The sequence below is a fragment of the Sphingopyxis granuli genome (assembly GCF_001559015.1).
Taxonomy (GTDB): Bacteria; Pseudomonadota; Alphaproteobacteria; order Sphingomonadales; family Sphingomonadaceae; genus Sphingopyxis; species Sphingopyxis granuli.
On sequence record NZ_CP012199.1, the window covers coordinates 887,905 to 899,796 of the forward strand.

An 11,892-nucleotide genomic window follows, 5' to 3' on the forward strand; every position below is an offset into this window, starting at 1 on the left:
CTCGTCGAAGCGCCGTAGCGGGGCCGTTTGCGGGGGGCATCACCACTAATGGGGAGATTGCCGGCCTTCCGGGGGCGGCGGAGGGCGTCCGTAATTTGACAGCGCGCGCCATTTTCCTAATCTGCGCAGATGGATGCGAGGGGGTATCTGGAAACGCGCGAGGCCCTGGCCCAGGCGCCGTTCGAGCCGGCGCGCTGGGCCGATGCGCTGACGTCGCTCGCGTCGCTGTGCCACGCGACCAGCGCCCAGCTGCTTTCGTTCGGGCCGACCCGCTTCAATCCGATGGTGGCACCGGGCGTCGGCGAAGCCGACGTGATGGATTTCCTGGCCATCGGCGGCATGGACCCGGCGACGAATCATGGCCTTGCCGCCATGCTGCGCGCGGATGCCGGGCATGTGGTGACGGACCATGAATATCTGTCGGACCACGACCGCCGCCGCGATCCCCTCTACAACGAGTTTTTCGCGAAATATGACGGTCACTTCGTCAGCAGCGGCGTCCTGTTCCGCGAAGGGGGCAGGCTGCGCAATCTCAACCTCTTTCACCATCGCAGGCAGCAGGGACTGGGGCCGAACGAATCGGGCCTGATGGCGCGGTTGCTTCCGCATTTCGCCAAGGCCGTCGACCTGTCGATCCAGCTGGAAGGGCGCGCCGCATCGCTGAGCACGAACGCGATCGAGCAGGCCGGCCCGGCGACGATCCTGTGCCAGGCCGACGGAAAGATCGTCGCCGCCGGCCGCAAGGCCGAGGCGATGCTGTCGCGGGGCGATGTCGTCGGCGCGCGCGACGGGCGGCTGCGCCTGTCGTGCCGCGAGGCGCAGGCCGAACTGGACATGCGGATCGCGGCGGCGGCGCGGCGGTTCGCGCCCGAATCGGGCAGCGTGATGGTGCAGCGCCTCTGCGACCGGCGCGTCCGCATCGCATGCGCGCCGGTGCCCGAAGGCGACCACAACCGCTTTCTCGAGCCGCTGGCCTTGCTGATGATCCGCGACGACGACCGGCCGATGCTCGACCGCCGGGCGGTGGGTCGGACCTTCGCGCTCACCGAAGCCGAGACGAGCATCGCGGAACTGCTGATCGAAGGCGCGTCCTCCTCCCGCATCGCCGAGGTGCGGGGCGTTTCGGTGGAAACGGTCAACAGCCAGATCAAGTCCATCCTGTCCAAGACCGGATGTTCCAAGCGCTCCGAAATCCCGAACCTGATGCGGATGTATCTGTCGCTGTAGCGCGGCGGCGCCTATAGGCGAGATGTATCGATCGGGAGGCTGCGATGAGCGGGAAGACGCATGGATATGAGGTGCGCGTCGTCTGGACCGGAAACGACGGGACGGGGACCCGGACCTATCGCGGCTACCGGCGCGATCATCAGATCGCGGCCCCGGGAAAAGCGCCGATCGCCGGGTCTTCCGATCCCGCCTTTCGCGGCGACCCAGCGCGGTGGAATCCGGAAGAGCTGCTCGTGGCGTCGCTGTCGGCGTGCCACAAGCTCTGGTATCTGGGCCTTTGCTCGCAATCGGGCGTCAATGTCCTGTCCTATGAGGACGATGCGCACGGCGCCATGATCGAGGAGCCCGGCGGCGCGGGGCAGTTCACCGCCGTCGTGCTGCGGCCGCGGGTCTTGATCGACGCCGCGTCGGACGCGGCGCTCGCGCGCGATCTCCACCGCAAGGCGCATGCCATGTGCTTCATCGCGCGATCGGTGAATTTCCCGGTCGAGGCCGAGCCAGAGATCGTCGTCGCCGCCTGAACCGTGCGCTGCGGAAAATCCTCTTCCTCCCGGCCGCACGGGTCATCCGGCGCTTTGCGGCGCGGCCAAGCGCCGCTATGGACGCCCGCATGACTCACGCTGCCTTTCCCGATCTGCGCCTCCGCCGCACCCGCCGCACCGCCTGGAGCCGCGCGATGGTGCGCGAGCATCAGCTGACCCCGTCGAACCTGATCTGGCCGCTGTTCGTCTGCCAGGGCGAGGGGACCGAGGAACCGATCGCCAGCCTGCCGGGCGTGTCGCGCTGGTCGGTCGACCGGCTCGTCGACCGTGCCAAGGATGCGGTCGCCGCCGGCATCCCCTGCCTCGCGCTCTTTCCCTACACCCAGCCCGAGCGGCGCAGCGAGGACGGCGCCGAGGCGCTCAACCCCGACAATCTGATGTGTCGCGCGACCGCGGCGGTCAAGGATGCGCTCGGCGACGCCATCGGCGTGCTCACCGACGTCGCGCTCGACCCCTATACCAGCCACGGGCAGGACGGGCTGATCGACGAGGCGGGCTATGTCCTCAACGACGAGACGGTCGAGGTGCTGGTCGGGCAGGCGCTGTGTCAGGCGCGCGCCGGCGCCGACATCATCGCGCCCAGCGACATGATGGACGGCCGCGTCGGCGCGATCCGCGAGGCGCTGGAGATCGAAGGGTTCGGCCATGTCCAGATCATGGCCTATTCGGCCAAATATGCGTCGGCCTTCTATGGCCCGTTCCGCGACGCGGTCGGATCGCGCGGGCTGCTGAAAGGCGACAAGAAGACCTATCAGATGGACCCCGCCAATGTCGAAGAGGCGCTGCGCGAGGTCGAGCAGGATCTGGCCGAAGGCGCCGACAGCGTGATGGTCAAGCCGGGCCTGCCCTATCTCGACGTGGTGCGCGCGGTGAAGGATGCCTTCGCCGTGCCCGTCTACGCCTATCAGGTGTCGGGCGAATATGCGATGATCGAGGCCGCGGCGGCGGCCGGGGCGGGCGAGCGCGACGCGCTGGTCCTCGAAACGCTGCTCGCTTTCCGCCGCGCCGGCGCTTCGGGCGTGCTCACCTATCACGCGCTCCACGCGGCGCGGCTGCTGGGCGCCTGATACGGTGCCGCGCATGACCGCGGTCGCCTCGCCGCGCCGCTGGCTGTTCGTGCTGACGATCCTCGTCGGCAGCTTCCTGCTTTTCCTCGTCCAGCCGATGGTCGCGCGGATGGTGCTGCCGCGGCTCGGCGGCGCGCCGATGGTGTGGAACAGCGCGATGCTCGTCTATCAGGCGCTGCTGCTCGGCGGCTATGCCTATGCGCACTGGCTCGGCCGCTTCGCGGTGCGGCGGCAGGCGGCCATCCATATCGCGCTGCTGCTCGCGGCCGCGCTGTGGCTGCCGATCGGCATCGCGCAGCTTCCGCCGCCCGCGCCGGGGCAGGAGGCGCTGTGGGTGCCGCTGCTGCTCGCGGCGTCGATCGGCCCGGTCTTCTTCGCGGTCGCCGCGCAGGCGCCGCTGATGCAGCGCTGGTTCGCCGCCGATCCGCGGGCGGGCGATCCCTACATGCTCTATGCGGCGTCGAACCTGGGCAGCTTCGCCGGGCTGATCAGCTATCCCGCGCTCGTCGAGCCGGCGCTGCCGCTCGCCGTGCAGAGCTGGGGGTGGAGCGCGGGCTATGCGCTGCTGGTGCTGCTCGTCGCGGCGAGCGCCGCGGCGCGTTGGCGCGGCGGGGCGGACATGGCCGGGGACAGCGGCGGCGCCGAGGCGCGGCCGACCGCGCGCCGCCAGCTTCGCTGGCTGCTGATCGCCGCGGTGCCGTCGGGGCTGATGCTGTCGACGACGACGCACCTGACCACCGATATCGTCGCGATGCCGCTGCTGTGGGTGCTGCCGCTGGGCCTCTATCTGCTGAGCTTCGTCATCGCCTTTGCGCCGCGCGCGCCGGCGCGCATCGCCATCGTCATCGCGCCGGCGGTGCTGCTGGGGGTCGGGGGACTCGCGCTGCTCAGCACGGGGGGCGCCGCGATGCTGATCGCGATCGCCAGCCTGGGGATGCTGTTCGTCGTCGCGACGGCGCTGCATGCGCATCTGTACGACCTGCGCCCCGCGCCGCGCTATCTGACGCTTTTCTATCTCGTCATGTCGGCGGGCGGGGTGCTCGGCGGCCTGTTCGCCGCGCTGGCGGCGCCGCTGCTGTTCGACTGGGTCTACGAGCATCCGCTGCTCGTTCTCGCCGCGGCGCTGCTGCTGCCGCTGCCGCCGCTGCTGGCGTGGGAGAAATGGACGCATCTGTCGGCCGGCGCGACGCGCATTATGGTGGCGCTGTTCGTCCTGACCGCGCTGTTCGCCAGCTTTCATCTCGTCCGGACATGGACCGGCGAATTCGCGGGGGCCGCGCTGCTGTGGGGCGGCTTCATCTTCGCGATCGGGCTGCTGGTGACGCGCTGGCGCTGGGCCTATGCGACGGTGCTGGCGCTGCTGATGGTCGGGCTCGGCGGCTGGAGCACGCTGCACGACAGCCTGTCCGACATGCGCGTGCGCAGCTATTTCGGCGTCTATACCGTCACCGACGATCCCTGGCGCCACCAGCGCCGGCTCGCGCACGGAACGACGCTGCACGGCCTGCAGCGCACCGACGCGGGGCACGAACTCGACCCCACGACCTATTATGGCCCGCAATCGGGGGTCGGTCTCGCGCTCGACAGGATCGAGGTACTTGCCGGGCCGGGGGCGTCGGTCGGAATCGTCGGGCTCGGCGCCGGGACGCTCGCCTGCTATCGCCGGCCGGGCCAGCACTGGACGATCTTCGAGATCGACCCGGTGATGGTCGACATCGCGCGCGACCCGACGAAGTTCACCTTCCTGTCGCGCTGCGCGCCGCATGCGCCGGTGGTGATCGGCGACGCGCGGCTGCAGATCGCGGGCCAGCCCGCGGGGCGCTTCGACATCCTCGTCATCGACGCCTTTTCGTCGGATGCGATCCCGCTGCACCTGCTGACGCGCGAGGCGATCGGCATCTATGCGCGCGCGCTCAAGCCCGACGGGCTGCTGCTCATCCATATCTCGAACCGCTTCTTCAACCTTGAACCCGTGCTCGATGCCGAGGCGAAGGCGCGCGGCTGGGCCGCAGCGATCCGCAACGACCCGGCGGGCCGCGGCGACGATCCCGACATGCTGACGCGGTCGAGCTGGGTCGCGCTCGCCGCGACGCCGCAGCGGCTCGCGCAGTTGACGGGACCCCTCAAGTCCGCCGACAAGGCGCACGAGGACGGCGCGTGGATCGCGCTGGCCGGCCGCCCGCATTTCGATCGCTGGACCGACGATTATGCGTCGACCCTGCCGATCCTCTATTGGAACCACATCTTCTTCGGACGCAGCGAATGACCCACAGCGACATCAGCATCATCAGCGTGAACGGCAAGACGCCGCGCATCGACCCCAGCGCCTTCATCGCGCCGGGATGCCGGATCATCGGCGACGTCGAGATCGGGCCCGACGTCAGCATCTGGTACAATTGCGTGCTGCGCGCCGACGTCAGCCATATCCGCATCGGCGCGCGGTCGAACGTCCAGGACGGCAGCGTGATCCATTGCGACGGTCCGACCCCGCTCCGGCCCGACGGCTATCCGACGATCATCGGCGAGGACGTGCTGATCGGCCATCTGGCGATGGTGCACGGCTGCACGCTCGCCGACCGGGCGTTCGTCGGGCTGAAGGCGACGGTCATGAACGGCTGCCGCATCGGCAGCGACGCGATGCTGGCGGCGGGCGCGCTGCTGACCGAGCACAAGGAGATTCCGCCGCGCGAGCTGTGGGCCGGCGCGCCGGCGCGGCGCGTGCGCGACATCGACGACGCGCAGGCGGCCGGAATGCAGGCGGGCGTCGCCCATTATGTGCTCAACGGCCGCATGCACAAGGCGGCGGTGGAGGGGGCTTAAAGTATCGTGCGCTGAATCCGCCTCACCCTTTCTGCCGTTCGTGCTGACCCCGGATTAATCCCGGGGGAAGCACTGTCCTTCTTCTTGCGGCGCCAAAAGAAAGAACGGCCCTCTTCGACTGCCTTGCAGGCGCTCAGGGCAGGCTTCGACAAGCTCAGGGCAAACGGTTCAGATTCAATGCTCGATGCTCTACGGTCTGTGGGGATTCGGGTTTTGGCGCGCGGCCTCATCCTTCGTCATGCTGAACTCGTTTCAGCATCCATGGCCGGACCTTCCCTTTTATGCTGCCTTTCATTCGAGGGCAGACCATGGACCCTGAAACAAGTTCAGGGTGACGAAAGGGAGAAACCGTGCCGAAACCCGAATCCCCACAGGCCATAAAATATCGTGCGTTGAATCCGCCCCGCTGGAATCGGAGTGATGCCGATTTCGTGCGCGCGGCTATCGGCCTGCAACAGGATAGCCATCGCGAGCGAAGCGATCTCCAGCGTGCGTTCATTCGGGCCGGTGGCTGGAGATTGCTTCGCTTTGCTCGCAATGACGATGGGGGGATTTGGCGATGTCGGCCCTCAGTCTTCGGCTTCCTCCGGCACCGCCAGCCCGTTCTTCAGCATCACCGGCACCTGCGTCAGCGTGAAGAGGAAGGAGAGCGCGGTCACGCCCCACACCTTGATCGTCAGCCACAGGTCGAAGCTCATCCGCTGCGCCTCGATCAGCTCGTACATGACATGGTTGGCGATGCCCAGGACGGCGAAGAACAGGCCCCAGTTGCGCGAGAGCAGCAGCCAGCCGCGCTCGGTCATGCCTTCGAGCGCCGACTGGAGCAGATATTTGAGCATCGGCTTGCCCAGCGCCCAGCCGCCGAGCAGCAGGACGGCGAAGGCCGCGTAGATGATCGTCGGTTTCATCACGATGAAGCGTTCGTCGTGAAACCAGACGGTCAGCGCGCCGAAGCCGATGACGAGGACGCCCGACATCCACAGCATCGGCGAAATCCTGCCCAGCTTCCATTTCGACACCGCCATCGCGACGACGATCGCGGCCATGAAGGCAAGCGTGCCCTTGATCGCGCCGGCGGTCGCCGCAAAGGCGCCGCTGCCGCCCGAGGTGAATTTATAGACGAGGAAGAAGACGAGCAGCGGCCCGAAATCGATCGCGAAGTTCAGCCAGCCATGCTTCGCGGGCGGCGGCGCGGGGATCGGCTCGGGGCCGCCGGGAAGCTGGTCGCTCATCGGATATTTCCTGCAATGATGCCCGCGATCTCGTCGGCGTCGAAGGGGCGGAGATCGTCGATCGTCTCGCCGATGCCGATCGCGTGAATGGGAAGCCCGTGGCGCTCGGCCGCGGCGACGAGGACCCCGCCGCGCGCGGTGCCGTCGAGCTTGGTCATGACGAGGCCGGTGACGCCCGCGACCTCGCGGAACACGTCGATCTGCGACAGCGCATTCTGTCCCGTCGTCGCATCGAGCACCAGCACGACGTCGTGCGGCGCGGCGGGGTTCAGGCGGCCGAGCACGCGCTTGATCTTGGCGAGTTCGTCCATCAGCTCGCGCTTGTTCTGCAGGCGGCCCGCGGTGTCGACGATCAGCACGTCGATGCCGGTCGCGGTCGCCTGCTTGACCGCGTCGAACACGATGCCCGCGGCGTCGCCGCCCTCCGGCCCCGCCATGATCGGCACGCCGAGCCGTTCGGCCCAGACCTTGAGCTGTCCGATCGCGGCGGCGCGGAAGGTGTCGCCGGCGACGAGCATCACGCCATAATCCTGTTCCTGGAACAGGTGCGCGAGCTTGGCGATGGTGGTCGTCTTGCCCGACCCGTTGACGCCGATCACCAGGATCACCTGCGGGCGCGGAAAGGCGTCGATCTCGAGCGGTTCGGCGACCGGGCGCAGCACCGCCGCGATCTCTTCGGCCACGACCTTGCGCAGTTCCTCGGTGCCGCCCGCGACCGCGTCGCGCCGCGCCGCGAGCCGCTCGCGGATGCGCGCCGCCATCGCGGGGCCGAGGTCGGCGGTGATCAGCGCCTCCTCGATCCGGTCGAGGTCGTCGTCGTCGAGCCGTCCCTTGCCGGTCAGCCCCGACAGATTCTCGCCCAGCCGTTCCGACGTGCGGCGCAGGCCGCCGAACAGCCGTTCGCTCCAACTCGTGCTCATGCCGTTCCATCCTTGTCGATGCGGGTTGCCGCCATCCGCTCGCCGTCGCGCGCGCCGATGCGCACCGGCACGATGCTGCCGGGCGCCGCAGGCGCCGCGAGCGTCAGGGCGGTGAAATCCTCGCCATGGCCGCTCACCCCGTCGCGCTCGACGAGCATCGCGGCGATGCGCCCGCGCCGCGCGTCCATCCAGGCGTGGCGGCGGCGCGCATTGGCCTCGCGCAGGCGTGCCGCGCGCTCGCGGGCGACGGCGCGGCCGACCTGCGGCATGCGGGCCGCCGGGGTTCCGGCGCGCGGGCTGTAGGGGAAGATGTGGCCGAAGACGATGTCGCAATCGTCGACCAGCGCCAGCGTGTTCGCGAACATGCCGGCATCCTCGGTCGGAAAGCCGGCGATCAGGTCGGCGCCGATCGCGATGGCGGAGCGCGCCGCCTTAAGCCGTTCGACGAGCCGCACCGCGTCGGCGCGGCGGTGGCGCCGCTTCATCCGCCGCAGCACCATGTCGTCGCCCGCCTGGAGCGACAGGTGGACATGCGGCATCACGCGCGCCTCCTGCGTCAGCAGCGCGAACAGCGCGGCGTCGATGCGGTCGGGGTCGAGCGACGAGAGGCGGAGGCGGTCGAGGCCGGGGAGGGCGAGCAACGCTTCGGCCAGCGCAGCGAGGCTGGTGCCGCTGTCGTCGCCATAGCTGGCGAGGTCGACGCCGGTGAGCACGATCTCGCGCTGGCCGCGGTCGAGCGCGGTGCGCGCGGCGGCGATGACGGATTCGATGCTCGCCGACCGCGCCGCCCCGCGTGCAAGCACCGTGGCGCAGAAGGTGCAATCGTGCGAGCAACCCGTCTGGACGCCGAGGAAGGCGCGGGCGTGGTCGGCGCCCGAGAGGGCGGGGGTATAGGGAGGACGGTGCTTCGACAGGCTCGGCACGAACGGATTTAGAGGACGAATCACCCCCTCGACCGTTCGCCCTGACCCCGGATTAAGTCCGGGGGAAGGGCCGTCCTTCTTCCCAATGCGATAGCTCTCGGCCAGCCCCTTGGCATCGTTCGCCACCACCCGCGCGCCCATGTCCGCGAAGCGCTGCGCTTCCAGTTCCGCCGCGCATCCGGTCACCACGACATCTGCGCCCGGCCGCTCGCGCAACGCGCGTCGCACCGCCTGCCGCGCCTGCCGCACCGCCTCGTCGGTCACCGCGCAGCTGTTGAACACGATCGTGTCGGCCGCGCCCGCGCACAGCGCCGCCGCGCGCACCGCCTCGCCCTCGGCGAGGTTGAGCCGGCAGCCGAAATTGACGACCTCGACGCGGGGGCCGGCGCTCATCCGAAGCGGGCCCAGTCGGTCTCGCCTTCGAACACGCGCGTCGCGGCGCCGCTCATCACGATCGGCTCGCCCTCGGCCCAGCGGATGACGAGGTCGCCGCCGGGCAGCGACACGGTGACGGGCGAGCGGACCAGCCCGGCGCGGATCGCGGCGACCGCGGTCGCGCAGGCGCCGGTGCCGCACGCGTGCGTCAGCCCGACGCCGCGTTCCCAGACGCGCAGCTGAAGCTGGTCCTCGCCGTCGAGGCTGGCGACGTTGACGTTGACGCGCTCGGGAAACAGCGGATCGCTCTCGATCCGCGGCCCCAGATCGGCGAGCGGCACGGCGTCGGCCTCGGGGACGAAGAAGATGATATGCGGGTTGCCGACATTGACCGCCGCGCCATGTTCGAGCTCGTCCCAGGCGACGGGCATGTCGCGCGTGTCCATCGGCATCGCGAGCGGAATCCGCTCCCAGTCGAACGCCGGCTCGCCGAGCGTCACTTCGGCGCCGCCGTCGGCCGGGGTGACGCGCAGCATCCCGCCCAGCGTCTCGATCACCGCGGGCTTGCCGAGCAGCGTCGCGACGCAGCGCGTCGCATTGCCGCACGCCTCGACCTCACCGCCGTCGGCGTTGAAGATGCGCATCCGGACATCGGCCTTGTCCGACGGTTCGAGCAGGATGAGCTGGTCGCAGCCGATGCCGTGGCGGCGGTCGGCGATCGCATGCGCGCGCGCCGGCGTCATCGCGACCGCGCGCTCGCGCGCGTCGATGACGACGAAGTCGTTGCCGAGGCCGTGCATCTTGGTGAAACGATCCGCCATAGCGGGCGCATTTAGGGATGCGGGGCGGGGAAGTCTAGCGAGGCGTCCGAGTCCGCCCGACTCTCGCTTTCCTTGCGGAGAGGGCGTTTCACGCCTGCTTGCGCAATTCGTCTTCCTCGCCCGCCGGCGCGTCGGGCAACGCCGGCATCCGCAGCAGGCCGCGGTCGGCGAGCATCCGCGCCGTGTCGTCGGCGGACATCGCGCGCCCGTAATGCCAGCCCTGCCCCTTGAGGCAGCCGAGCCGCATCAGTTCGATCGCGCTCGCCTCGTCCTCGACCCCCTCGGCGGTGATCGGCATGGCGAGGCTTTCGCCCAGCCGGATGATCGCGACGACGATCGCCCGCGCATCGGAACTGCCGCGCATCGCCGCGATGAAGCTCTTGTCGATCTTGATCCGGTCGAACGGCAGCGCGCGCAGGTGCGACAGCGACGAATAGCCAGTGCCGAAATCGTCGAGCGAAAGCGACACGCCCTGATTCTTGAGGCTGGTGACGATCGAGCGGACGAGCGGCAGATTCTCGAACAGCGAGCTTTCGGTGATCTCGACCTCGAGCTGGCTTGCCGGAAAGCCCGTTTCGACGAGCAGCTTGGTCAGCTTCTGGCTGAACCAGGGGTCCTTCAGCTGCTGCGGCGAGATGTTGACCGCGAGCATGATCGAGGGGTCCCAGGCCTTGGCCGCCTCCATCGCCTGGCGGATGACCTGCAGCGACAGTTCGCCGATCAGCCCGCTTTCCTCCGCGATCGGGATGAAGCGTTCGGGCGGGATCATCCCATATTCGGGCGAATCCCAGCGCATCAGCATCTCGAAGCCGACGAGGCGGCCGCTCGCGATGTCGACCTGCGGCTCGAAATGGGGAACGAACTCGCCGCGCGGCATGCCGCCGCGGATTCCGGTCTCGATCTGGTTGCGGACCTGGACCGCCATCTCCATCCCCGGTTCGAACCAGATGTGGCGGTTCCGGCCCTTGTCCTTGCCGTGATACATGGCGATGTCGGCCTGGCGGACCATCGTTTCCATCGTCGTGCTCGCGTCGTCGGCGAGCGCGATCCCCAGCGAGGCGCCGATGCGGATATGCTGCGCGTCGTGCGCGACCGAATCCTCGAGCGCGGCGACGAGCTGTGCAGCGAGCGCGTCGATCTGGGGCCGCGCGGCGGGCTCGAAGACCAGCATCGCGACGAATTCGTCGCCGCCGAGCCGCGCCTTGGCCGCGTTCGGCGGCAGGACCGTGCTGATCCGGTCGGCCGCGACCTTCAGCACGCGGTCGCCCGCGGCGTGGCCGTGGATGTCGTTGACGGTCTTGAAATGATCGAGGTCGAGCAGGAAGAGCGCGACCTGCCGCTGCTGCGCCGCGGCGCGCGCGATCAGTTCCTGTCCCCGCGCCAGCAGCGCGCGGCGGTTGAGGAAACCGGTCAGCGGGTCGGTGTCGGCGAGGTAGCGCGCGCGCTGCTCGGCCTCGGTCCGCTCGCGGATCTCGCGGTTGAGATCCTCGTAGCGGCGCCAGCCGAACAGGATCAGCGCGATGTTGAGGACCAGCGCGACCGACAGCACCTTGTCGGGGCCGCCGCCCAGGCCGATCAGCGTCTGCACCACCGCCTGCATCACGTTGCTGCCGGTGCCCACGAAAAGCAGGATCGCCGCAACGACGATGCCGCCGGCAACGATATCGCGCCGCGCATCCTCGCTTCGATCGCGCCGCCTGGGCGCCGCCATTGTCTGAATAGTCCCCACCATCGACGCGATACTGCCCGCGAAGCGGTGAAATTTGCGTTAAGTGATCCGGGGCGGCGGAACGGCGCGGTCGCTTCGATCTCCTGCGTTGCCGCGACTTGCCTTTTGCCGCCCTTTTGCCTAAAGGCGCGGCGTGCGTCCGCATGATGCGGATGGACGGATCGACATCCGCGACGGAAATTCTGTCCACGGATAGCCGCTGGTTGGCGAGGTTTCGCTCACCGGCGTCTTTTGCG

At 69.0% G+C, this 11,892-nt stretch carries 10 protein-coding genes; 5 read left to right on the forward strand and 5 right to left on the reverse strand.

Annotated elements, in window-relative coordinates:
• Nucleotides 1–129: 129 nt before the first annotated feature.
• The 5 genes from SGRAN_RS04175 (at nucleotide 130) to SGRAN_RS04195 (ending at nucleotide 5,656) form a co-directional block, all read left to right on the forward strand.
• Nucleotides 130–1,227, forward strand: coding sequence for a helix-turn-helix transcriptional regulator (locus SGRAN_RS04175; protein WP_067180860.1), 1,098 nt, complete (start codon nucleotides 130–132; stop codon nucleotides 1,225–1,227).
• A gap of 44 nt (nucleotides 1,228–1,271) precedes the next feature.
• The gene (locus SGRAN_RS04180) at nucleotides 1,272–1,748 is read left to right on the forward strand and encodes an OsmC family protein (RefSeq protein ID WP_067180863.1); all 477 of its coding nucleotides are present in this window, start codon (nucleotides 1,272–1,274) and stop codon (nucleotides 1,746–1,748) included.
• Between the two features lie 89 nt (nucleotides 1,749–1,837).
• Entirely contained in the window at nucleotides 1,838–2,836 is a 999-nt protein-coding gene (hemB, locus tag SGRAN_RS04185) for a porphobilinogen synthase (RefSeq protein WP_067180866.1), read from the forward strand.
• Nucleotides 2,837–2,849: 13 nt separating this feature from the next.
• Complete coding sequence (locus SGRAN_RS04190) at nucleotides 2,850–5,102, forward strand: fused MFS/spermidine synthase (protein WP_067180869.1); 2,253 nt, start codon at nucleotides 2,850–2,852, stop codon at nucleotides 5,100–5,102.
• Nucleotides 5,099–5,656: a gamma carbonic anhydrase family protein gene (locus SGRAN_RS04195; RefSeq protein ID WP_067180872.1), complete on the forward strand. Its 558-nt coding sequence runs from the start codon at nucleotides 5,099–5,101 to the stop codon at nucleotides 5,654–5,656. Before SGRAN_RS04190 ends, SGRAN_RS04195 begins: the two co-directional genes overlap by 4 nt.
• 569 nt (nucleotides 5,657–6,225) lie before the next feature.
• Here the strand turns inward: SGRAN_RS04195 and SGRAN_RS04200 are convergent.
• From SGRAN_RS04200 to SGRAN_RS04220, 5 genes are all read right to left on the reverse strand, one after another.
• Nucleotides 6,226–6,888, reverse strand: coding sequence for an inner membrane-spanning protein YciB (locus SGRAN_RS04200; protein WP_067180875.1), 663 nt, complete (start codon nucleotides 6,886–6,888; stop codon nucleotides 6,226–6,228).
• The gene (ftsY, locus tag SGRAN_RS04205) at nucleotides 6,885–7,808 is read right to left on the reverse strand and encodes a signal recognition particle-docking protein FtsY (protein WP_067110675.1); all 924 of its coding nucleotides are present in this window, start codon (nucleotides 7,806–7,808) and stop codon (nucleotides 6,885–6,887) included. The genes SGRAN_RS04200 and ftsY overlap by 4 nt, the downstream gene beginning before the upstream one ends.
• Nucleotides 7,805–9,124: a radical SAM protein gene (locus tag SGRAN_RS04210; RefSeq protein ID WP_067180878.1), complete on the reverse strand. Its 1,320-nt coding sequence runs from the start codon at nucleotides 9,122–9,124 to the stop codon at nucleotides 7,805–7,807. Before SGRAN_RS04210 ends, ftsY begins: the two co-directional genes overlap by 4 nt.
• Complete coding sequence (gene dapF / locus SGRAN_RS04215; RefSeq protein WP_067180881.1) at nucleotides 9,121–9,927, reverse strand: diaminopimelate epimerase; 807 nt, start codon at nucleotides 9,925–9,927, stop codon at nucleotides 9,121–9,123. Before dapF ends, SGRAN_RS04210 begins: the two co-directional genes overlap by 4 nt.
• Before the next feature lie 88 nt (nucleotides 9,928–10,015).
• Nucleotides 10,016–11,638, reverse strand: coding sequence for a putative bifunctional diguanylate cyclase/phosphodiesterase (locus tag SGRAN_RS04220; RefSeq protein ID WP_067180884.1), 1,623 nt, complete (start codon nucleotides 11,636–11,638; stop codon nucleotides 10,016–10,018).
• Between the last annotated feature and the right edge of the window lie 254 nt (nucleotides 11,639–11,892).